The following is a 24,106-nucleotide window of genomic DNA, read 5'->3' as shown; positions in this document are numbered from 1 at the left end:
CTTTAACAGTAATATCAAACAGCCTGAGTGTCAAGAAAAAATCAAGGGTTACGGCTTTGAAAAATTTCTGCAAGCGCTATATAATTATTTGTTTTTTAAGCCCGTTAATACTCGCAGCAATCTCTTTCATCACCACTCCGGCAGCGGTTGCGGCAAAACAAATTATTACCAATAAAAGTCAAAAAACAATTGTTGTGGATCCAGGGCATGGCGGGCATGACATAGGAGCAAAAGGCCTCGGCAACACAATGGAAAAAGATGTTGCCCTTAGACTCGCTCTAATGCTTTCAGAGGAACTTGGTCATAAATATAAAACTGCACTTACCAGGACAGATGACTACCATATTGATCTTGATGGCAGAACTGCTGTCGCAAACCATCTAAAAGCCGATGTTTTTATAAGCATTCACACTGGCGGAAGCTTCCTTCATGATACCGATGGTATAGTTATATTCTATTTTAAGGAAGTAAAGGAGCGGCCTATTTCAAGAGACCTGTATTCTTCCGACGCTGATAACGTATGGCATCACCTTCAGATTAGACATATAAAAGCAAGCGGACTCCTGGCAGAATTAATTAAAAAAAGCATCTATGAATATAAACTTTATCCCAAAGTGATTGTAAAAAACAGACCTCTTTTAATTCTTGAAGGCGCCGATATGCCCGCTGTTTTAATTGAAACAGGCTATCTAACAAATCCTTCTGAAGAAAAAAAATTTAATACCCCTAACTATTTACAGGGTTTAGTAAAATGTATCAGCATGGGTATAGAAAGATTCTTGTTAGAAACGTCCCATGCAGAATAGAGTCTATATCAAATCATAAAATCATAAATGGATCCGATTCCATATCGCAGGCCTTAATTCCAACATCAAAACCGGCTTCAGTTAATATATTACCGAGTTTTTCGGCAAGATTCTTTACAGCTATATGCTCCGATTCAAAATGTCCAATATCTATCAAGCCACGGCCTGCCGCTTCCGCAGTTCTTGCATTATGATAACCAAGGTCACCGCTTATATAAACCTCAGCGTCTGATGCCAAAAAGTCTTCCATAAGACTTGATCCGCTTCCCGAACATACTGCAACCTTGTCAATTGTCAAATCCGGGCGTCCTGCAATTTTGATATATTTTAAACCTAACTTCTCCTTAATATTTTTTGCCAATGATAAAAGGCTTACCTTGCCATTTGTTTCACCTATACGGCCCAAGCCTTCGGAGGATTCTGTTTCTGATACAAATCCTGGTTCAAACAGAGGATAAATATCATATCCCAAAGTTTCATAGGGATGATGTTTTCTGATATTATCGATAAGTTGTTTAAGGTTGTCTTTTTCAACGACCAATTCTATTCTTGACTCATCAGTATGAAAAATTTCGCCGATCTTTCCTGTAAAAGGCTTTGAGCCGGAACCGGGTTTAAAAGTTCCCTTACCGTGATTTCTGAATGTACAACATGTATAATTTCCTATTCTACCCTCACCTGATTCAAAGAGAGCTTCAAATACTCGCTTTTCATACTCTAACGGTACATATATAACCAGCTTGAATTTTTCCGTTTCAACCGGTTTATTTAATACTGTCAAATTGTTGAGCCCTATCATGTCTGCAAGTATATCATTTATACCTCCCCTTGCTTTGTCAAGGTTTGTGTGCGCCGAAAAAATAGCCATCTGGTTACAAATAGCCATGTTTATTATTGAACCGGCAGTGGTTGACAGGTCAATGCACTTTAAAGGTTTAAATATCATGGGGTGATGTGTTATTAAAAGATCAATCCCTTTTTTACACGCAGCTTCAACTACTTCTTCTAGAGGATCCAATGCGATCCAAATATTTTTTACCGCCCAATCCTTTTCTCCAACTTGCAGCCCAACATTATCCCATTCCTCGGTAAGGTAGTGAGGGGCTATAGTTTGCATCACTTTTATTATATCTCTTACCCTGGCTTTCACTGTTCCACTACCTCAACTTGTACTCGTCAAAGCAAAAAAAAGCGCAGTCACTTTTATGCAACCGCGCTTTTATATGTTATGGGCCCACCTGGGTTCGAACCAGGGACCTACCGGTTATGAGCCGGTGGCTCTTCCAGCTGAGCTATGGGCCCGGAATGAATACCCAAAATAAATACTAAGAGTTTTAATTAACTTTATAAGTTTTTTTTGTCAAGGGCTACCTTGATATAAAGCTTTTTAATTTACGACTTCTGGTCGGATGCCTGAGCTTTCTCAAGGCCTTGGCTTCTATCTGCCTTATCCTTTCACGTGTTACGGCAAAATCCTGCCCCACTTCTTCCAGGGTATGGTCAGCTTTTTCACCTATGCCGAATCGCATGCGTAATACTTTTTCTTCCCTTGGCGTCAAAGTGGCCAGCACCTTTCTTGTTTGTTCAGCCAAATTGAGACTGACTGCGGCATCAGAAGGAATTATAAACTTTTTATCTTCTAAAAAATCGCCAAGATGGCTATCTTCTTCCTCACCGATAGGCGTTTCCAGGGAAATAGGTTCTCTTGCAATCTTTAATACCTTACGCACTTTGTCCAACGGGATCTCCATCTTTTCGGCCAATTCTTCGGATTTAGGTTCACGCCCCAGTTCTTGAACCAGGCATCTTGAAGTTCGTATAAGTTTATTAATGGTTTCAATCATATGCACTGGTATCCTTATCGTTCGTGCCTGATCGGCTATAGCGCGAGTGATGGCTTGTCGTATCCACCAGGTTGCATATGTTGAAAATTTATACCCGCGGCGATATTCAAACTTATCCACCGCCTTCATCAGACCTATATTACCTTCCTGAATTAAATCGAGAAATTGCAATCCCCTGTTAGTATATTTTTTTGCAATACTGACAACCAGGCGCAGGTTTGCCTTGGTAAGTTCTCTCTTGGCCATTTTGGCCGTGAAACGTCCTTTTTTAATTTTTGAGGTAATTTTTTCTAAAGTCGTTTGGTCGGCTTTTAGAGCATATTCTTTTTCCCTTATTTCCCTTTCAATATTAGTTAATGCTGAAAACTTGTATTCTATCTCAAGTTGTGTAAGATCATAACCAACGCTTAACAGTTCGACAAAAGAATCTTTATTTGCAAGCGCAGATCTAAGTTCTGAAATAGAGATATTTAATTTATCTGCTTCATATTTGATTTGATCATGCCTTGTTATAAACCAGTCTAACTCCTGACCTATCCGCTCCTCTATTGTATCGATAACCCTGTTTCCAAGCCGCCAACTGTTAAGCAGCAAAAATATCTTATTATTTCCACTACCTATAGCCTTTATAGTTTTGCGCCGATCCATAGTATCAAGATCCGGTGAAAAAAGTTTTTCACGCAAGGATTCATTTTGATCGTTTATTTGTCGTATTACCCCTACTAATTCTAAAAATTTTTCGGTCTGCAGTATTTCGTCAACAAACATATCACCCTCATCAAGATCTCGTAAGACATGCTTAGGGCGCATTTCTCCACTTTTAATTCGCTCGGCAAAAAACAAAATACAATCCAGGCTTATTTTTGTATCTAGCAAAGCCCTTAAGACTTCCTGTTCCCCCTGTTCAATTTTTTTTGCGATCTCGACTTCGCCCTCTCTAGATAAAAGGGTAACCATCCCCATTTCACGAAGATACATTTTAACAGGATCCGCCACTCCACCGAAGTCCTCATTAACGGCGTCATGCAATTGCATATCGACAGGTTGTATCTTCTTACTTTTTTTCTCTTTTTTAACTTTATTCTTGTCTACAACCTTTATGTTGCACCCTTCAAGCATTATAATTATGTTATCGATTTGCACTGAATTTATGATATCAGCGTCGAGGGCATTATTGATATCATCATAAGTGACAAACCCATCCACCTTACCTTTGGCGACAAGACTTTTAAATGCTTTTGTGGTTATTTCTGTAGCATTTTCCCGTTTATGAGCGGATTCATTAGCCATAGAGCTTTGCCTCCTGCATACTCTAAATATTGTAAAGGCCTCTTTTTTTCAATTTAACCTGGCTATCTTTTAAATTTTTTAAACGGCGATTACCTTCGATCAAAGATTTTAAGAGCAATTCATCATTATTGTTCTCTTCAGCTTTTTTGACGCTATTAAGTATAAAATTATTTCTGTTGTTCCGCCGGAAGTCAACAAATTTGGTAATCATACTGGTTCTGGCATTAAGGTCCCATGGCTCTTTTTTTAATGCTAAAGCAATAATAATGTTTTTTTCAACTTTATCATCAATAAGAGCAATAACCTCAGAAACTTTTTTTCCTGCACCGCCCATTTGTTGCAAAAGAATCCTTCCGACTGCCTTTAAGGAAGTATCCTCGAAATATTCCAGCACATTCTTTTTGCTGATTTCTGATAAAATATCAGGAAATTGAAGCATCATAGATATAATATGCCTTTCTATACGAAACTCTCTTCTATTCCAGCCATCACTACCTGAAGGTCCCCCAGTATCACCCGATTGCTTAAATCGCTTGTTAAATTGAGTATGATTTTTTGTCCTGGCCTGTCTAATTCTTTCCATAATAGCCATTTCACTTATGCCTGTTCGTTCTGCCAATTCCTTAATATATATAGCCCTTACCAGATTATCATTAACAGATGCCAAAATTTTTGATAATTCGGTAACTATTTTGATTTTACCTTCTGTGGAAAGCCCATATTTTTTTTCGGCCGACTCTATTAAAAAAGGTATAACTGCCAACGCGCGGGATGAGGCTTGAAGAAAAGATTCTTTACCAAAATTAAAAATGTATGAATCAGGGTCGTATCCATCAGGTAGTTTTAAAATCCTGGCGTCAACATATCCTTTATCAAAAATCCCGATGCTACGTTGGGCAGCTTTTAACCCTGCTTCATCTGAATCATAAACAAGCAGGACCCTGCCATTTTTACCAATAAAACCCTTAAGCAGCTGTAGATGCTCAAGAGTCATAGCTGTTCCAAGAGTCGCCACGACATTCTTTATGCCGTGCTGATAGAGCGCAATAAGGTCGAAATACCCTTCAACTATATAGACTATGCCGGTTTTTCGGCATTCGTCCTTTGCCATATTGATGCCATATAGGGATCTGCTTTTATTATACAAAACAGATTCAGGAGAATTAAGATATTTGGGTTTTGAATCGTCCATAACCCGTCCGCCAAAACCTATTATACGGGAATTTATATCGATGATCGGAAATATTATTCGATCCCTGAAACGATCATAAAAACCCCTGCTCTCTTTTTTGGGAATAACAAGACCAGTCTTCTCAACAAGGCTTAATGATTTTTTATTTTTTAAACAATATGTTACAAAATTATTCCATCCATCAGGAGCATAACCCAAGCGGAAATCATTAATAACTTCTTGCGATATCCCTCGCTTATTCAAATAAGATAAAGCCTTATTGCCTTTATCAGTCTCAAGCAGTGATCGCCGAAAAAAATCTCCGGCCTCCCTGTTGATGGCAATAAAGTAATCTCTTTCATTTGCCCTTCTTTTTTGGCCGGCCGACATTTGCCTGTCGGGTATATCTATACCGTATCTACCGGCAAGCATTCTTGCGGAATCAGGAAATGAGAGCCCGTTATGCTTCATCAAAAAATTAAAAACATTTCCGCCCTCATGGCAGCCATGGCAGTAAAACAATTGTTTCTCTCTGTTAACGGTAAACGACGGGGTCTTTTCCGCATGGAACGGACAAAGTCCCATATGTTCCCTACCCGCCTTTTTCAACAAAACCACATCAGATATAACCTCTATAATATCTGATGCATTGATAATTTCGGAAATTTTCTCTTCGGAGATATACTGCGCCAAGAAAAGCATCCTCCATAATTTACTTGCAGGACAAGATTGATAGAGATGACAGGGGTATGATGAAACCTTAACTATAGATTTTCAGAAACACCTAATCGCTTTAAATCTGCTTAAAGCAACTATTTTGTAATACTTGTACAGCCTCTTTAAGGCTTAAGGTACCGGCATAAAGAGATCTGCCGGCAATAACACCTGTGACACCGACTTCCTGCAGTGGAAGAAGATTTTTTATATCCTCTATCGTGGAAACTCCGCCCGAGGCTACGACTGGTATTGAAACCGCCTCTGCAAGCAGCCTAGTCTCTTCAATATTGGGTCCGCTCTGCATACCGTCCCTGTGGATATCGGTAAAATTTATAGCGGACACCCCGCTGTTTTCAAATTCTTTTGCCAGATCTACAGCTCTTATTTGGGTCGTTTGGGTCCATCCTTCAACAGCAACAAGTCCATTGCGTGCATCAATACCGACTATAATACGGTCAGGAAATGCTCTGCATGCTTTTTTAACCATTTTTGGATTTTTTATAGCTTCTGTCCCTATAATAACCCTTGCTACTCCGAGATCAAGGTACATTTTAATAGTACTTTCATCTCTAATGCCACCACCGACTTGAACTGGAATGTTAATATTTTCAAGTATTTTTTTTATTGAATCAAAATTTTCCGGCTGCTTTTGCACGGCTCCGTCAAGATCGACAATATGGATGATCCCAGCTCCCTCTTTTTCCCACCTAAGGGCTATGGCTGAAGGATCGTCTGAAAAAACCGTTTCTTTATCCATACGTCCTTGTAAAAGACGTACACATTTACCTTTCTTAAGATCTATTGCAGGAATTATAATCATGATTTCGGAAATTTTTTAAAAATCTTTTCAAGACCCAAGACAGCCAGCTCTTCCGAGGTGACCCAACTGCCCCCTCTCTTAAAAAAAGAGGCTATTTCAAACAGATTATTGCTTAAATGATGTTGAGTATCATCGATTTGACCTGACCACAACATCCTGCCGTCAGAGCCATTGATCATATGAACGCCGAAAGCGACAGAAGCAGGTGATTCCGCGGCATAGGCTGTTCCTACACGTTGTTTGAAACGATAAACATATCCTGAAATTACAGCATCAGCACCAGCAATACGTACCGCTTCAATCAAAAGCATACGTTCCGACTTTTGTGCAGCATCCCCGGATGCAGGATCGGGTAAAAGGATATTAATGTGATTTCCAGGGATAACTGTAAAATCAGTACGGCTTTTTATTATCCCTGTAAGATGTTCCGTGAGAAAATCTGCGGCTCCTTTCGGCACTTCTCCGGTGAGATAGACTCGTCCGCACAAAGGACACCGCACAGAATTCGACTTTCCATAAATAGCGGACATATCCTTGAAAGGTAAAATCAGCAGTTTATTAATCTTAACCGTCTTAGAAAATTTAGCCGGGTCATCTACTTGCGCTGCACACGCTGAAAACACCAGAAAAGCCATACCTGCCATCAATTTGGAAAAAATCTTTTTCATAATGGAGCCTGTATAAACTATAAAGAACCTTTTGTTGACAGCACACTCTTTATACGTTCATCATACATAGAGGCTTGATCAAGGGCTCTGCCTGTGGCTTTAAATATTGACTCAAGTATATGATGCTGGTTTTCACCGTATAAAACGTTTATATGGAGATTCATTCCACCGTTAATTGTAAATGCTCTGAAAAACTCTTTAGCAATCTGGATATCGAAAATGCCTGAAGCATTTATCGTATACGGAACATTATATACAAGAAACGGCCGTTTTGACAGATCTATGGTTACTGAAGTCAGCGCATCGTCCATAGGGGTAACTGCATGCCCGTACCGCTTGATCCCCCTCCGGTCTCCAAGGGCTTTGTTTATAGCGCCGCCTAATACAAGGCCTACATCCTCAACCGTATGATGCAAATCCACATCCAGATCACCTGACGCGGCAAGATTAAGATCAAAAAAACCATGAACTGTAAATAAAATAAGCATATGATCAAAAAAAGCAATGCCGGTAGATACATTGCTATCTCCCTGCCCGTCCAGATCAAGGCTAATGTTTATTTGCGTTTCTGTAGTATTACGATTAATGGAAGCTGTACGTTTCATATTTTATGTATGATATTAACCTTTTTCAAAAAAATTTAATCTTTAATAATATTCGGTTCTTCTTAAAAAGTCAAGACGATTGAAACGCGTAAAAAAATAATATCCCATCTTGAATTGACAATCACTCGTATTTTAAGTATTTAGATACTGGTTTTCAATCTGTTCATATTTTTAAACTCATAAATCTTAAATAATAGAAAGGAGTTACAAATGAATTTAAATGGAAAAACCGCTGTCGTAACCGGAAGTGCCGGGGGAATCGGCTTTGCAATGGCCGAATTATTTGCATCCAAAGGTGCAACCTCGATAATAACGGATATACCTGCAGCTCCAATTGATGAGGCTGTAAAAAAAATTATCGATAATGGCGGCAAGGCAATCGGAATCCCTTGTGATGTTTCCAAGGAAGATAATGTTGAAGCGTTGATGCAAAAAGTAGTTGAAGAAACCGGACGCCTGGATGTGGCGGTACTGAATGCAGGCATTCTACGTGATGGCGTTTTGGTTAAAGCTGATCGTGAAACAAAAAAAGTTGTAAAAAAAATGACACTAGAGCAGTGGCAGGCTATTATCAACGTTAACCTTACAGGAGTATTTCTTACAGGACGGGAAGCTGCCGTGCAGATGATTAATTGCGGAAACGGAGGGGTTATAATCCCAATGTCGTCAATTGCCAGACATGGCAATATGGGACAGACTAACTACAGTGCTGCGAAAGCAGGTGTGTCTGCGATGACGGTTGTATGGTCAAAAGAACTTGCCAAATACAAAATCAGAGCGGCTGCGATTGCCCCCGGATTCATAGGAACGCCTATGGTTATGAAGGATATGAAACCGGAAGCCCTTGAAAAGTGGAAAAAAATAATTCCAATCGGACGGATGGGTGAACCTGAGGAAATGGCTCATACAGCTCTTTATATTATAGAGAATGGTATGATTACGGGTATTACAATTGATGCTAGCGGTGGTGTCAGAATCTGATACACCTAATGCGACACTATAGATTTTCAGATAATTACCCGATTTTGACACAAGGATAGATGTAAAAACCCGAGGGAGGCGTACTGGTAGTACGTCTCCCGAAAGTTTTGACCCATAACGCAGTGCAATTATTCAGATGGAGATCTTATGTATAAAATTCCTTGATGGTTGTAACCACATATTCCAGTTGGTCATCTGAAAGCTCCGGATAAACAGGGAGCGCCAGGGTATGCTCCGCTGCATATTCTGATTCAGGGAAATCTCCTTTTTTATAATTCATATATGCAAAACACTCTTGCAGATGCATGGGGACAGGATAATAGATTTCTGTTCCTATGCCTGCTTCCTGCAGGTATTGCCTCAGTTCGTCTCTGTTCTTTTTCAGGCTTATAACAAACTGATTGTATATATGCCGCTTTTCCTTTTCAAGCGGCAGTTTAATCATGCCGTCTAAGTCCTCTTCCGCAAAAAGCTCTCTGTATCTATTTACGTTTTCCTGCCTGGCGGCAGTCCATTTATCCAAATATTTGAATTTTATGGAGATTACCGCAGCCTGAATTGCATCCAGCCTGAAATTTCCTCCTATCAATTTATGATAATATTTAGGATCAGAACCGTGGCCCCTGAGTGTGCACAGTTTATAATGGAGTTCCTCGGAATTTGTTGTTACCATCCCCCCGTCGCCAAAAGCGCCAAGATTCTTGGAAGGGAAAAAGGAAAAGCATCCCATATCACCGATAGACCCTGCACGGGTACCTTGATACTCAGCACCTATGGCCTGGGCAGCATCTTCAATAATTAGAAGATTATATTTTTTGCTGATTTGCAAAATCTCATACATTTCAGCGCACTGCCCATAAAGGTGAACAGGGATTATGGCTTTTAAAGAGGCTTTTTCTGAATCGTCAAGCCCCGCAAGTTTTTTTTCAATACTTTTTGGGGATATATTATATGTATCAGGATCAATATCTGCAAATAAAACCCTTGCGCCTGTACGAGCTATTGAACCTACTGTTGCAAAAAAGGTATAAGGTGTTGTAATAACAACATCTCCTTGTTGTATACCAGCAGCCATAAGGGAAACCAGCAGTGCATCTGTGCCGGAGGAGACACCTGTTGCAAATCCGGCCCGGCAATAAGCTGCTATATTTTGTTCAAGAGACTCAACATGTGGCCCGAGTATAAAATACTGACTTTCAATTAATTCATGTAAAGATTCAAGAATTTCACCCTTAATGGTCTGGTACTGTTTTTTTAAATCGAGCAGCGGTACTTTCATATCTTTTTAATATCCGATCTCCACCTGAATAATAGATAGTGGATTTGAATCATTATTTATTATTTTTACAGCAACTTTATCGGAAATCATAACAGATTCACCTTTCTTACAGGCTTGGCTGTTACGACCGTAAGATATTACCATGCAGCCTTTAGTGACTGTAAAATGCGTTATACCTGAATTACCAAATTCTGCATTTTTTCCAGGATAAACAAGAAGCCTTTTTACGCAATAACCCTCTTTCTGTTCCAGATTGGTTACTATGCCCCATGGCTGATGGACAAATTTATGCTGGTGGTATTCCCGACGTTCTTTTTCTTTAAGTTTTGTTACAATAGCTTTGACTTCACGACTGTTATCAAGATTAGATACAAATACAGAATCCGGCGTTTCTATTACAGCAATATTTTCAAGATCACAGACAGCAACAAGCCTTTCATGACCCTTGATAAAACATCTTTTAGTATTAAGTGCGATCACATCACCGTCTATCACATTATTATTATGGTCTTTTTCAAGGAAATCATAAAGTGATTTCCATGATCCTATATCGCTCCATCCGAAATCCGAAGGCAGGACAACGCCTTTGTCTGTCTGCTCCATAATGGCATAATCTATTGAAATATTTTCCAATCGCTCATAATCTGTTTTAGTGACCGGCTTATTGTTATGGAATATTCCTTCCATTGTTCGTAAAAGAGCGGGTTTATGAATTTTGAATTCTTCAATAAGGATAGATGCTTTAAAGGCAAACATACCGCTGTTCCAAAAAAAATTACCTGCTTTTAAATATTTTTCGACGGTTATCCTGTCCGGTTTTTCAACAAACCTTTTGATTTGCCGGGCGTCATCATGGAAAGTATGCGATTCTGATCCCTCGATATATCCATATCCTGTTTCCGGATAATGGGGTGTTATTCCGAAGGTCACAATATAACCTTCTTCAGCCAGTTGTATGGCTGATTTAATCTTATTATGGAACTCGTTGACATCTTTGACAACATGATCGGCCGGAAAAATCAGCAAAACAGCGTCATCTTCTGTTGCCAAAACATCAAACGCAGCCAGCAAAATCGCAGGCGCCGTGTTTCTTCCGCAAGGCTCCGAAATAACTTTTCCACCAGACTCTATACCTGTTTCATCCATCTGTCTTGCAATTTCATAATAATGCTCCCTGCCGCAGACTATCTTTACCTTTTCTTTATTCAATACAGGGAAGAGCCTTTTTATTGTGCTTTGAACCAGGGAATCTTCACCTATAAATCTGACCAGTTGTTTGGGATAAAGCGCCCTGGAGACTGGCCATAGACGTGTTCCGGTACCACCCGCAAGCAGAATGGCATAAGTGTTTAACCGCTCAGAATTAAGAACCGGCATTATGATATCTCCTTTTTTGAGTCTTCCCTCGGTAGTCATTATTTTGAGAGAGTAATCCGGCAGGGCTGCACGTGGTTTTAACAGAATCATATCCTGTCAGCAGATTAACCTCCCGGGTTAATGCTTTGCAGGCCTTTAATTTTAACTGATCGGAGATGGAAAAAATAGTATCGGTTTTTTTATCATCAAGAAGATGTATGAAACCATTGCATGTGCCGGGATATCTTTTAAAAATGTCCCTGAGTTTGACAAGAAGACTTTTTTCAGTCCCTTCGAGCTGCAACTTAAAATGAATGCTTGCTGTCCATGTTTCCTCGGCCTGCTCCATCGGTATAATTGTGTCAGCAAGAATTTTTATGCTGTTTTCATCCTTTTCTACCTGCCCCTGAACCAGGACTGGCACATCAACAACTAAAAGATCGCATGCTTTTAAATAAACTGACGAAAAAACGGTTATTTCAATTGAACCGAACATATCTTCCGTTGCTATAAATGCCATCAAGTCGCCTTTTTTTGTTTTTATGGTTTTGATTTTAGATATTATTCCGCCTATCCTGACAGCAGAACCTTCTTTTTTTTCCTTAATCGAAACCGCATCTGCATCTGTAAATTTGTCTATAATTTCCTGGTATTTGGATAAAGGATGGCCCGATATATAAAAACCTAAAGCTTCTTTTTCAAGCTTTAAAAGCTGTTTCTCATCCCATTCTTCTATTTTTGGGAGTTTGGGCCGGTTAATGGCCTTGCCCGCCTGATCGCCCATATCAAACAGGCTCATCTGGCGATCGGCTTTTTCTTTTTGTACTCGCTGACCGTACTCGATAGCATCTTCCAGGGCAGCAGTCATGCTACTGCGGGAATCTCCCGTGGAATCAAAAGTTCCGCAGTTAATAAGACTTTCCAGGACCCTTTTGTTAACCTTTTTTAAGGCAACCCGTTCACATAAATCAAAAATTGAGGTAAATGGTCCTTGTTCGCGTGTTTTGCAAATGGATTCGATTGCTCCTTCGCCGACATTTTTTACTGCTACAAGTCCAAACCGAATTTTACCATCTTTTATTATAAAGTCACGATTGCTTTCATTGATATCCGGCGGCAGCACTTTAATTCCCTGACTGCGGCATTCATCAATATATTTTACAACATGAACAATATTGTGCATTTCGCTGGTGAGTATGGCCGCCATCAGTTCCACCGGATAGTGAGCTTTCAGAAAGGCGGTCTGAAATGCAATTAGAGCATAAGCTGCGCTATGGGATTTATTAAATCCGTAGCCTCCGAATTTTTCAATTAAGTCAAAAAGCATGCCGGCCTTGCCGGGATCTATACCGTTCTTCCCTGCCCCTTTCAGGAAGCGGTCTCTATGCTTGGCCAGAATTTCAGGAATCTTTTTTCCCATGGCTTTTCTGAGATCATCAGCCTCGGACATTGAATAATCAGCCAAAACGCCGGCAATTTTCATGACCTGTTCCTGATAGACTATTACCCCATAGGTCTCTTTTAGAATAGGCTCCAGTTGTGGAAGAAGATATTCAACGGATTTTCTGCCGTGCTTTCTTTCCACAAAATCATCCACCATGCCGCTTTCAAGAGGACCCGGTCGATAAAGAGCGACAAGCGCGATAATATCCTCAAAACACTCAGGCCTCAGTCTGACAAGAAGATCTCTCATGCCGGAGCTTTCCAGTTGAAAGACCCCTTTGGTCTCGCCGGATGAGAGCAGACGATATGTATCCTGATCTTCGAGATCAAGGTTCAAGACATCAGGAGCTGTTTTTCCCTGCTGCTCAACCAAAGAAATCGTATCTGCAATTACGGTGAGGTTTCTAAGTCCTAAAAAATCAAACTTAACAAGCCCGATTTTTTCAACATACTTCATACTGAACTGGGTTACGACCTCGCCCTTTTTCCCTTTATAAAGAGGAAGATATTCAACCAGCGGCTTATCTGCTATAACAACTCCTGCGGCATGGGTTGATGCATGTCTGGTCAGCCCTTCAAGTACGCGGCAGATCTGTATGAGATCGTTTATTTCAGATTGACTTTCGGCGAGTGCTGTAATGTTGGGTTCCTGTTCCAGGGCATCGTTCAGACTTATATTCAAGACATCCGGAACCATTTTTGCAATTGAGTCGACTTCTCGCAATGGTATGCCAAGGGCACGACCGACATCCCTGATTACGGCTCTGGTTTTCAGCTTGCCAAAAGTAATGATTTGAGCGACATAGTCACCGCCGCCGTATTTTTCGACAACATATTGAAAAACTTTTTCCCGGCCGTTAATGCAGATATCAACATCTATATCCGGCATGCTTTTGCGGGCAGGATTAAGGAAACGCTCAAATATAAGGCCGTATTCCAATGGATCCAGGTCTGTGATTCCCATGGAATAGGCAACCAGGCTTCCTGCGGCTGACCCCCTCCCCGGTCCTATGGGAATATTATTGTTTTTTGCATAATTTATAAAATCTGCGACAATCAAAAAATATCCCGGGAATTCCATATCATTGATAATCGAGATTTCATATTCGAGTCTTTGATCATAAACTGTTTTATCAATGCCAGGATTTTTTTTTGAAATTATTTTCCAGCGCTGATTATAGCCGTCTTTTACCTTTTGCTCAAAAATTTCATCTACAGTCTGCTCTGAAGAAGGGTCGAATTTTGGGAAATGGTATGTTTTAAAATCAAATTCTATATTATTGCATCTATTTGCGATTTCAATGGTATGTTCAATAGCGCCTGGAAAATCATTAAAAGAAGCAATCATTTCCTGTTGAGATTTAAAGTAGAGCTGATCAGTACTAAAGCGGAATCTGTCTTTATCGTTTATTGTATGTCCTGTTTGAATGCATAAAAGGACTTCATGTGCTTTTGAATCTTCCCTGTTGAGATAATGGCAGTCATTTGTGGCGACTAATGGCAAGGAAAGCCTTTGGCTCATCTCCAGCAGAGCATGATTGACTCTATCCTGAAGCTCAATGCCGTTTTCCTGTACTTCAAGATAAAAATTGTCTTCACCAAAGACTTTGCTGAAAAAAATAGCGGCTTCGTCTGCCTTTTCTATTTGATTTTTCTTGATCAATCTGGGAATCTCACCGTGAAGACAAGCAGAGAGCCCGATCAGGCCGCCAGCGTACTTTTTCAAAACCTCCTTGTCTATACGGGGTTTATAGTAAAACCCTTTAAGCTGGGCTATAGAAGCAAGTTTGCACAGATTTCTATAACCTTCGTTATTTTTGGCAAGCAGAACCAGATGCGAAAGCTCCTTGCTGTCTTCCACGGTTTTATATGTCAGGGATCTTGGCGCAACATAACATTCACATCCTATAACAGGGTTAAGCCCTTGTTTTATTGCTTTTTCATAGAACTCGACAACTCCGAACATGGTCCCGTGGTCTGTTATCGCAACAGACTCCATTCCAAACTTTTTGACGCGGCCTAACAGGGCATCAATGGTAATGGCGCCGTCCAGAAGACTGTATTGTGTATGAACATGAAGATGGGCAAAGGGTGATATGTTTTCCGGCATATTTTTATCAATCCAGGCGATAGTTAGGAGCTTCTTTGGTGATAATGACATCGTGGACATGACTTTCGCGCAAGCCGGCAGAACTTATCTTGATGAATCTTGCTTTTTCTCTTAATTCTTCAAGAGTTCGACAGCCGACATAACCCATACCTGCTTTTAATCCGCCCATAAGTTGTAAAATGTTTGCCGAAAGAGGCCCTGTGTATGGAACTCTACCGACTATACCTTCAGGTACAAGTTTGTCATTTTCGACTATATCTCTTTGATAATACCTGTCCTTGCTCCCTTTTTGCATTGCTTCCAAAGAACCCATACCCCTGTAAACTTTGTAGCTTCTGCCCTGGTAACGAACCATTTCCCCCGGGCTCTCATCCGTCCCTGCGAACAGCCCGCCTATCATGACAGTATGGGCGCCTGCTCCGATTGCCTTTGTGATATCTCCTGAATACTTGATACCTCCATCTGCTATTAACGGAATTCCTGTTTTGGAGGATATGGATCTGCAGTTCATGATTGCGGTTAGCTGGGGCACACCTATACCTGCAACAATGCGGGTCGTGCAGATCGATCCCGGCCCAATGCCTATTTTTACACCATTGACACCCGCTTTAATCAGGTCTTCCGCACCTTTTGCAGTGCCGACATTTCCTGCAATCAATTCCATTTCCGGAAAAGAGTCTTTTAATTTCATAACAGAATTAATAACATTTTTGGAATGACCGTGTGAAGTATCGATTAAAATAACGTCGGCATTTGCCCGCAAAAGAGCTTCTGCCCGTTTTTCCATATCCTCACCCACACCTATGGCAGCACCTGCGCGCAGCCTTCCCAAAGAGTCTTTGCATGCATTGGGATATTTTTTTATCTTTTCTATATCTTTAATCGTTATCATTCCTGTCAGGTGACCGTTTTTATTGACTACCAAAAGCTTTTCTATTTTGTGCTTATGTAGTAATTGTTTTGAGTTATCAAGAGATATTCCCTCCGGTACTGTAACGAGATTATCTTTGGTCATAATTTCAGATGCTTTTTTTAAAAAATCGGTTTCAAACCTCAGATCCCTGTTTGTAACAATTCCTACAAGCTGCGTACCCTTTGTTACCGGTACTCCGGAGATTTTATAGCGCTTCATAATGGTCAGAATTTCACCGACTGTCTGATCAGGACGAATAGTAACAGGATCAACAATCATGCCGCTTTCTGATTTTTTAACCTTATTAACCTCGTTGACCTGGCTTTTTATGCTCATGTTACGATGTATAAAACCGACCCCCCCCTCACGCGCGAGAGTAATGCAGGTCCGTGCTTCAGACACCGTATCCATTGCAGCGCTGACAACTGGTATATTTAACGAAATATTAGTGGTTAATCTTGTACTTACATTAACATCTTTGGGAAGTAGATCCGAATAGTTCGGAATCAGTAAAACATCATCAAAAGAATAGGCTTCCTCTGGCGGAATTTTTAACATAGTATACCTCATGGTAGATAGAGAATTTCTTTTATCTTTGTTACTTATTGTTTGCATAAAATAAAAATAAATGGTGGAATAGCAAAAGGAATAATCTTTAGCAAACAATTATTATAACCGTTTACAGTTAACGGTTTACGTTTGAATGCATAAACCTTTAACTATTTGACCTGATATGCTTATTAAATTAAATACTGAAAATCCTCCGGATCGATTAATCAAAAAAGCTGCGGATATTCTGAAGAGGGGCTGCATTATCTCTTATCCTACAGATACATATTACGGAATAGGATGCGATATAATGAATAAAAAAGCAATCGGAAGGATATATCAAATAAAGCAGCGCAATAAGAATAAACCCTTTAGTTTTATTTGTTCAGGACTCACAAACATCAGCCGTTACGCAAAAGTCTCTAATTACGCATACAAAACAATGAAGCGTCTTTTGCCGGGCCCTTACACATTTATTCTTGAAGGTTCGAAAATGGTGCCGAAAATCATGCTGACCAAACGTAAGACTGCAGGTATACGAGTTCCGGATAATAATATATGTATCGCCCTGATCAAGGAACTCGGCAATCCCATTATTTCCACAAGCGCGTCTATGCCCGACAATACGATTTTGCACGATCCTTCGCTGATTCAGGATTATTACGGTACAAGACTCGATTTAGTAATAGACGGCGGTCCTGTACCCGGACAGCCATCAAGTGTCGTCTCTTTGATAAATGATGTCCCTGAAGTTATAAGGAGTGGCTTAGGGGATGTTAGTATTTTTGAATAATATTTTTCAAAGGTCCACATTATATCGGCTGCATCATAAAATCCGCGTATAAATATCTTTTTGAAACCATGTTGAAAATGTTATTAAGAGCAGATTCTGTAAGATATTGTAAAAAGGGAAGGCGTTTATCTTTTATATAAACGCTTTTTATTTTACCCTTTATTCCGCCCATTCGACCCGCCCACTCAATAGCATCCTCAAGATTGCCGAGCCGATCTACAAGGCCGAGTTTTCTTGCTTCTTCTCCCGAAAAGATCCTCCCATCCGCAATAGATTCGACTTTCCGCAGATCCATCTTTCTTCCCTCTGCTATTGCGCTGATAAATTGCCTGTGGATTTGATCCGATAAATTCTGAAGAATTTGTCTTTCTTTTTCAGTCATTTTACGCACAGGCGACCCGATGTCTTTGTAGCTGCCACTCTTTATTACTACAGGGATCAGCCCGATCTTCTGCAAAAGTTCCTGAAAATTTGTAAATCCCATTACAACTCCGATACTTCCGGTTATTGTTCCGGGATTAGCAATTATACCTTCTGTCCCTGCAGCTACATAATATCCACCTGATGCCGCCACAGCCCCCAGGGAGGCAACGATTTTCTTTTTAAGGGCTGTCTTTTTAATCTCCCTAAAAATTTCCTGCGCCGGGCCTACGCTGCCGCCTGGAGAATTTATTCTGACAACGATAGCTTTAATTGAATTATCAGCGCAAAGGCGTTTAAGTTTATCGAGAACATCCTTCGATTCATTGATAACGCCGTTTATTTCAATAATGCCGACTTTTTCCCCGCTTAATTTATTTAATCCTGAATAATCAGAATCCTTTCCTGCGAAAGAAAATATAAGGGAAAGTCCGATTAATGAAACGCTGAATATTGATGCAATAATCAGCAAAAAAAATAGATATGGATGTCTTCGGGAAAACATTTTATTACCACGCTGAACCTATAGTATAGATTGTCTGATAATTAATTTCACTATTCCCCGTCGCCTTCATGCTTCTGGTTATCATTCAATTTTTCCTGGAGATTATCGCGAAGAATTTCACCAAAAGTGGATGTCGGAGGACGTAAATTGTTTACATATTCGCTCAAAAGCTCCTGGTCGTCTTCAATCGCAAGCCGTTTTATTGAAAGGGCAATCCTTCTTTCTTTTTTATTTATACTCATTACTTTTGAGGTTATCACCTCTCCAATCTTGAATTTCTCGACCGGGGTTTTTATTTTTTCTTTAGCGATTTCAGAAACATGCACAAGGCCCTCAATACCTTCTTCAAGTTCCACAAAAATTCCAAAATCCGTCACATTGGTTATAGTTCCCGTTATCTCTTTTCCCACTTCATAACGTCTTTCGGCAGATTCCCATGGATCTTCCTGCATCTGTTTTATACCTAAAGAGAATCTTTCATTCTCCTTTTCAATATCAAGCACAACCGCGTATATCATATCTCCTTTTTTATATAGTTCAGAAGGGTGTTTGATACGCTTTGTCCAGGAGATATCAGATATGTGAACCAACCCGTCGATGCCTTCATCAATGCCGATAAAAAGGCCAAAGTCCGTAATGTTCTTGATTTTGCCTTCAATTGTAGTTCCAACAGGGTATTTTTCACTTATTAAATCCCAGGGATTAGGGACAACCTGCTTTATGCCCAGGGATATGCGCCTGCTTTTAGGTTGTATATTCAAGACCACCGCTTCAACCTCTTCGCCCACATTAACAATTTTTGAAGGATGATGTATTTTGCGGGTCCACGACATCTCGGAAACATGAATCAGTCCCTCTACGCCTTCTTCAAGTTCAACAAATGCGCCATAGTCCGTTAAGCTGACGATCTTGCCGGTTATACGGGATCCTACCGGATATTTTTCAGCAGCTGACAGCCATGGGTCTTCAGCGAGCTGTTTCATACCTAAAGAGACTCTCTCTTTTTCGATATCAAAACTTAAAATTTTTACATTTATTGTATCGCCTACCGTGAATAGCTCTGAAGGATGTTTTACCCTTCCCCATGAAATATCTGTTATATGAAGCAGGCCGTCAACACCGCCAAGGTCAACGAAAACTCCATATTCGGTAATATTTTTTACTATTCCTTCAACAACTTTGCCTTCGTAAATCGATTCCAGGGTTGCAGTACGTTCATGTTCTCTCTCTGCTTCCAGTATCACCCGTCTTGACAGGACAATATTGCTTCGTTTTTGATTATATTTTAGAATTTTAAACGTAAAGGTCTTTCCTACCATTTCGTCCAGGTTGCGAATAGGACGCAGATCAGCCTGTGATCCAGGCAAGAAACCCTGCACCCCGATATCAACTGCAAAGCCGCCTTTAACCCTGCTTAGAACAACGCCATCAATAGTTTCTTCGCTTTCATATTTTTTCTTGATGGCTTCCCAAACTTTCACTTTGGCCGCTTTTTCCTTGGAAAGGATAACGCGTTCTTCCTCATCATCCCACCATTCAACCATTACATCAACAGAATCACCGACCTCAGCTACAATCTGACCCTCGTCATTTTTGAATTCATTGATCCGTATCTGACCCTCTGACTTATATCCGATATCTACCAGCGCATAATCTTTGTCCACGGAAATAATCTTGCCTGAAACGACTTCTCCGTCTGCAAAACGTTTGAAGTTTTCCTCGTACATGCTCATCAGACCTTCCATGGTTTCTTCCTCATCTTCCATGGTTTCTTCCTGGTCTACCATGGTTTCTTCCTGGTCTCCTTTAATAGCATGATCGCTATCGGTACTTTGATCTTTTCCCATAGTGCCTGCATCGGGCTGGTCGCCCTGTTTTAATTGTTCAGTTAAATGATTCTCTTCAATACTTGCCATGAAATACAATACCCCCTAAGGATTTATTAGCTTTTTGAAATACTCTCAAAATAGCTTTTCTTTCTATTTATATTAACACTTGCAGTTAATATAATCTTTCATTTATATCAGGCTCATTTTTAAAAAACAATAACTAATTATGGGGGCTTTATAAAAAAAAAGGGGGTATATTTTGAACAAGCCCTTCGTGGCTATTCTGAATTCCTGTAGATTGTCAGATAATTACCCGCTTTTAAAATTTGGCACAAGGCCAGAGGGGGAAGGGTTCAAAATCTTGAACCCCTACTACGACGACCGATAATGCAATGAAATTATTTATGTGACAATCTATATGCACTATGAAGTTCTATGTGCGACATCATAATCGCCAAGACTTCCTCTTTCGAAATAGATGTGGAATCTATTATTATAGCATCATCCGCCGGCTTTAAAGGAGCCAATACTCTTGAGCTGTCGTTTTTGTCTCTCTCATCAATATCTCTCTTAACCTCTTTTACTGTCAGGGCAGTGCTTGTGGATAACTCCTTATGCCTTCTGACGGCTCTTGTGCTGCTGTCCGCATCGAGGAAAAATTTCAGATCTGCATCAGGAAAGACCACTGTTCCCATATCCCGCCCCTCAAATACAGCCCTTTTTTCTCTGCCCAGATCTCTTTGAATTTTTAAAAGCGCTTCCCTGACAACCGGCAGGGCAGATGCTGCAGAGGCAAACATCGTTATTTCCGGTGTCCTGATTCTATCGGTAAGATCCGTATCACCCGAAAAGAGACGCAGTCCATTTTCAACAAGGACAAAATTCAAATCAATTTTATCACAAAGCTGCTTTAACCCGGTATGGTCATCATGGCTAATCCCGGCTGATAGCGCTTCAAAGGCGACTCCCCTGTAAAGAGCGCCGGTATCGATATATTTATAACCAAGACTATCCGAAAGCATTTTGGCGATTGTTGTTTTGCCGGCCCCTGCAGGCCCGTCAATGGTGATCAGCAGGTTTTGTTTTTTAATTTTTTCAGTATCGGCCGAACTTTGCATGACAGCTTTCAAGGCTGAAATAAATCTGGCATTCTCCTCCGGCAGTCCCGCGTTGATCCTTATATATTCAGGATATCCGTATGATTTCATCGACCGGACAATAACACCCATTCTGAGCATTTTTTCGAAAACAGCATCGGCATCCCGACCCACATCAATCAATAGAAAATTTGCCTGGGTTGGAAAGGCTTGTATCCGCATCTTTTCAAGGGATTCAAATAAATAATCAATCCCTTTATGTACAATGCCTACAGTTTTTGTTAAAAACGGCTCATCTTCCAGGGCGGCTAATGCTCCTGCCTGAGCAAGTCTATTGGCATTAAAAGGCTGCCTGACCCTGTGCAGTAATTCAGCAATCTCTTTGGGCATTACACCATATCCTATTCTTAGCCCTGCCAGACCATAAGCTTTGGAAAATGTGCGAAGAGTAACAACCGCCCTGCCACTATTTATATAATCAACACCGTTAACGCATTCAGGATCACGCACAAATTCTATATAGGCTTCATCAAGAACAACCGGAACGTTTTCAGGAATATTCTCAAGAAACCTGTTAAAATCTTTTTTTGATACTATGGTGCCTGTTGGATTATTCGGATTACAGATAAAAATCAGGCGTGTTTTTTTTGTAATTTTGGCGGCCATACCCTGTAAATCAAGCGCGAGTGATTTTAAAGGGACATGAACTGGTGTTGCACCGGACGAGTTTACCATAATATCATACATCAGGAAAGACGGCTTTGGCATGATAGCCTCATCACCAGGTTTTAAAAATACCCTGGCAAGCATGCCGATAATATCATCTGAACCGTTCCCCAAAACAATGTTTTCAGGCGCGACGTTTAAATCTTCAGACAGCTTCCCTGTAAGGTCATGCCCGCCTCCGTCAGGATAGCGATTAAGCATTCCAAGTACGTTTCCAATAGCTTTGACAGCCATTGGAGAGGGGCCTAACGGATTTTCGTTGGATGCCAGTTTTATAGAATCGTTTATTCCGTATTCCCTTTCCAGCTCTTCAATAGGTTTTCCCGGCGCATACGGTTTTAATGATAAAATATAGTCAGGAACAGATAAAGTCATTTTTCCCCTGTTATTTAAAAGATATATTCATTTTGGCATCCTTCCTTTTAAGTGATATGAAGGATGTCTTCATTTCTATATTAACAACGAACAATACAGATTAACCATATTTATTTTTAAATGCCGTTCTTGTCAAATATCAAATGGGGCAATCAAAAATTAATCAAAAAGCGCCTTAAAAGAAGCCGAACTCAGATTGAGTCTATCTCCAGACAATTGGCAAAGCTTAGCCGGAAAATCGACAAGGGCAGGCTGCATGGACAGGACAAGATTGGTGTTCGTGTCGGCAAGCATTTCGAACTCGACATTCGTGACAACGATTTCAGCTTCGGAATCAGACCAGCAACCGTCGTACATAAGAAAAGTGTCCAAAAAATTATGCTTAAAATGCTATTTTTTTCCTAGGTCTGTACCCAAACATTTCGTTTTTTTGGGACGGAGAGTATAGTACCCAAAAGCCCTTAAAAAAGCAATTAATCACCAAATCAACTTGACAAGTAAACCTGAATGGTATGTATATATTCATATGATGACATTAGACTTAAGCTTCATTGGGAAAAATATAAGAAAATTACGGCGACAGCGCAACTGGAGCATAGCAAAGCTGGCGGCAAAAGCAGGCATGAATGAAGTCCCCCTGGGACGGATTGAACGTGGTGTAAACGCGCCGTCTGCATCTGTAACTTACCGTCTTTCCAAAGTATTAGGAGTATCTATAGATACCCTTTTTGCCGAAAAAGAGCAGGATTTCCGTTCTCTGCAGCATGAAAGTTTACTTGAACCATTTCTCATAACAGCCGGAGAAAAAGAGAGAGAACTCCCCTCAAGGGTTTTGCTTGCAGCGCATGAATTAATCGACTCCTTCCAGGCCCTGGAAGATATTTGCAACGCACGGAAAATAGCCGGTATCCCGCTTTTTGTGCCTTTTGATCCCACAATCAAGGAAATGGAAACGCTTTCGGAAAAAATCCGCAATTTTACCGGAATAAAAAATGGTATAGTCTTTGACTATTTTGAACTTTTTGAAACCCTTGGATTCCGTGTGATCGTACTTTCCCTGCCCAAAAAAATTGAAAGCTTTTCATACTATGACCCCTTAAACCATAATGCCTTTTTCTTTCTTATGGCAAGGCTGAATCCTGAAAGGCAGCTATTCCGTCTGGTTTATGAACTTGGAAGAATCCTGATTATGACAAATGCAATCCGTCAAAATACCAACCCCTTTCAGACCGCCCCCGTCCCCGAAGATTCAAAAGAAAAACCCTTTACAGCGCATAGAGCCGCCGGACGTTTTGCGGCCACATTCCTGATGCCCGCAAAGGCCGTCAATAACACGGTTAATCAACTCGGGATTAAACAAAAACAATGGTCATATGAGCTTCTCCTGAGAATTAAACACCGATTCGGGGTATCGGCTGAAGCTTTTTTGTATCGTCTCGATGAACTCGATTTAATTGACAAATCTTTAGTTGGGCCGCTCAAAAACAAAATTCATGAATACTACGCAAAAACCGGCTTTGGCGAACCGGATTCTTCCCGAAGGCTGCTTACACCGAACGGCCGGCTTTGGGATCTGGTCTTAACCGGCAAAGAATCGGAAGAAGGGAAAGAAGAAGTCTCTGCAATTGAGGATACATTGAAAAAATTTAATGTTGTGAAAAAATAAGCGGAATCAAATAAAGATTAAAAAGGATTATTACTCTGACATTTGCCTGTAAAATGTGAAAGGATTTAGTATTATCATGTATTTTGTTAATTATCCTCAAGTTTTCGAAAAATAGTTCCTGTAAAAATTGACATCTGGCATAT

Annotated in this window: 18 protein-coding genes and 1 tRNA gene; 4 read left to right on the top strand and 15 right to left on the bottom strand. The window is 40.4% G+C overall.

The window, feature by feature from the left end; genetic code table 11:
- Nucleotides 1-56: 56 nt before the first annotated feature.
- Nucleotides 57-806 carry an N-acetylmuramoyl-L-alanine amidase family protein gene (locus BuS5_RS17935; protein ID WP_027353573.1) on the top strand — a complete coding sequence of 250 codons (750 nt, stop codon included), beginning with the start codon at nt 57-59 and terminating at the stop codon, nt 804-806.
- A gap of 13 nt (nt 807-819) precedes the next feature.
- On the opposite strand, the gene BuS5_RS17930 is transcribed toward BuS5_RS17935, so the two are convergent.
- From BuS5_RS17930 to hisB, 7 genes are all read right to left on the bottom strand, one after another.
- The gene (locus BuS5_RS17930; RefSeq protein WP_027353574.1) at nt 820-1,956 is read right to left on the bottom strand and encodes a Nif3-like dinuclear metal center hexameric protein; all 1,137 of its coding nucleotides are present in this window, start codon (nt 1,954-1,956) and stop codon (nt 820-822) included.
- A 79-nt stretch (nt 1,957-2,035) separates the two neighbouring features.
- A tRNA-Ile gene (locus BuS5_RS17925) sits at nt 2,036-2,108 on the bottom strand.
- A 65-nt stretch (nt 2,109-2,173) separates the two neighbouring features.
- Nucleotides 2,174-3,940, bottom strand: a complete 1,767-nt coding sequence (gene rpoD / locus BuS5_RS17920; protein ID WP_027353575.1) for an RNA polymerase sigma factor RpoD — start codon at nt 3,938-3,940, stop codon at nt 2,174-2,176.
- A gap of 22 nt (nt 3,941-3,962) precedes the next feature.
- The gene (dnaG, locus tag BuS5_RS17915; RefSeq protein WP_198012219.1) at nt 3,963-5,804 is read right to left on the bottom strand and encodes a DNA primase; all 1,842 of its coding nucleotides are present in this window, start codon (nt 5,802-5,804) and stop codon (nt 3,963-3,965) included.
- A 100-nt stretch (nt 5,805-5,904) separates the two neighbouring features.
- On the bottom strand, nt 5,905-6,648 hold the full coding sequence (gene hisA / locus BuS5_RS17910; protein ID WP_027353576.1) for a 1-(5-phosphoribosyl)-5-[(5-phosphoribosylamino)methylideneamino]imidazole-4-carboxamide isomerase: 744 nt from the start codon (nt 6,646-6,648) through the stop codon (nt 5,905-5,907).
- A complete protein-coding gene (locus BuS5_RS17905) occupies nt 6,645-7,316 on the bottom strand; it encodes a hypothetical protein (RefSeq protein ID WP_027353577.1) in 672 nt (223 codons plus the stop codon). The genes hisA and BuS5_RS17905 overlap by 4 nt, the downstream gene beginning before the upstream one ends.
- Before the next feature lie 17 nt (nt 7,317-7,333).
- Nucleotides 7,334-7,921 carry an imidazoleglycerol-phosphate dehydratase HisB gene (gene hisB / locus BuS5_RS17900; protein ID WP_027353578.1) on the bottom strand — a complete coding sequence of 196 codons (588 nt, stop codon included), beginning with the start codon at nt 7,919-7,921 and terminating at the stop codon, nt 7,334-7,336.
- Between the two features lie 210 nt (nt 7,922-8,131).
- On the opposite strand from hisB, the gene BuS5_RS17895 reads away from it, so the two are divergent.
- Nucleotides 8,132-8,902: an SDR family oxidoreductase gene (locus tag BuS5_RS17895; RefSeq protein ID WP_027353579.1), complete on the top strand. Its 771-nt coding sequence runs from the start codon at nt 8,132-8,134 to the stop codon at nt 8,900-8,902.
- Nucleotides 8,903-9,047: 145 nt separating this feature from the next.
- Here BuS5_RS17895 and BuS5_RS17890 read toward each other — a convergent pair whose 3' ends face one another.
- From BuS5_RS17890 to guaB, 4 genes are read right to left on the bottom strand one after another with little or no spacing between them, the layout of a single operon-like run.
- On the bottom strand, nt 9,048-10,181 hold the full coding sequence (locus tag BuS5_RS17890) for a DegT/DnrJ/EryC1/StrS family aminotransferase (protein ID WP_027353580.1): 1,134 nt from the start codon (nt 10,179-10,181) through the stop codon (nt 9,048-9,050).
- Between the two features lie 6 nt (nt 10,182-10,187).
- Nucleotides 10,188-11,558 (bottom strand): mannose-1-phosphate guanylyltransferase/mannose-6-phosphate isomerase, encoded by a 1,371-nt coding sequence (locus BuS5_RS17885; RefSeq protein WP_051374685.1) that lies wholly within the window; start codon nt 11,556-11,558, stop codon nt 10,188-10,190.
- On the bottom strand, nt 11,545-15,090 hold the full coding sequence (gene dnaE / locus BuS5_RS17880; protein WP_035264942.1) for a DNA polymerase III subunit alpha: 3,546 nt from the start codon (nt 15,088-15,090) through the stop codon (nt 11,545-11,547). The genes BuS5_RS17885 and dnaE overlap by 14 nt, the downstream gene beginning before the upstream one ends.
- 7 nt (nt 15,091-15,097) lie before the next feature.
- Entirely contained in the window at nt 15,098-16,561 is a 1,464-nt protein-coding gene (gene guaB, locus BuS5_RS17875) for an IMP dehydrogenase (RefSeq protein WP_027353582.1), read from the bottom strand.
- 175 nt (nt 16,562-16,736) lie between these two features.
- Between guaB and BuS5_RS17870 the strand changes: the two genes are divergently transcribed.
- Nucleotides 16,737-17,345, top strand: a complete 609-nt coding sequence (locus tag BuS5_RS17870; RefSeq protein WP_027353583.1) for an L-threonylcarbamoyladenylate synthase — start codon at nt 16,737-16,739, stop codon at nt 17,343-17,345.
- A 19-nt stretch (nt 17,346-17,364) separates the two neighbouring features.
- On the opposite strand, the gene sppA is transcribed toward BuS5_RS17870, so the two are convergent.
- The 4 genes from sppA to BuS5_RS17845 all read right to left on the bottom strand — a co-directional run bounded on the left by sppA (nt 17,365) and on the right by BuS5_RS17845 (nt 22,654).
- A complete protein-coding gene (gene sppA / locus BuS5_RS17865) occupies nt 17,365-18,270 on the bottom strand; it encodes a signal peptide peptidase SppA (RefSeq protein WP_027353584.1) in 906 nt (301 codons plus the stop codon).
- A gap of 50 nt (nt 18,271-18,320) precedes the next feature.
- Nucleotides 18,321-20,186 carry a 30S ribosomal protein S1 gene (locus BuS5_RS17860; protein ID WP_255342806.1) on the bottom strand — a complete coding sequence of 622 codons (1,866 nt, stop codon included), beginning with the start codon at nt 20,184-20,186 and terminating at the stop codon, nt 18,321-18,323.
- Between the two features lie 311 nt (nt 20,187-20,497).
- Complete coding sequence (hisC, locus tag BuS5_RS20275; protein ID WP_084445794.1) at nt 20,498-22,297, bottom strand: histidinol-phosphate transaminase; 1,800 nt, start codon at nt 22,295-22,297, stop codon at nt 20,498-20,500.
- Nucleotides 22,298-22,456: 159 nt separating this feature from the next.
- Entirely contained in the window at nt 22,457-22,654 is a 198-nt protein-coding gene (locus BuS5_RS17845; RefSeq protein ID WP_157487354.1) for a hypothetical protein, read from the bottom strand.
- Nucleotides 22,655-22,823: 169 nt separating this feature from the next.
- Between BuS5_RS17845 and BuS5_RS17840 the strand changes: the two genes are divergently transcribed.
- Nucleotides 22,824-23,963, top strand: a complete 1,140-nt coding sequence (locus BuS5_RS17840; RefSeq protein WP_051374686.1) for a helix-turn-helix domain-containing protein — start codon at nt 22,824-22,826, stop codon at nt 23,961-23,963.
- Nucleotides 23,964-24,106 lie beyond the last annotated feature (143 nt).

It is taken from the genome of Desulfosarcina sp. BuS5, assembly GCF_028752835.1.
Classification (GTDB): domain Bacteria; phylum Desulfobacterota; class Desulfobacteria; order Desulfobacterales; family BuS5; genus BuS5.
The sequence above is the reverse complement of the archived record's forward strand: the minus strand, read 5'-3'. Positions and strand labels throughout refer to the sequence as shown.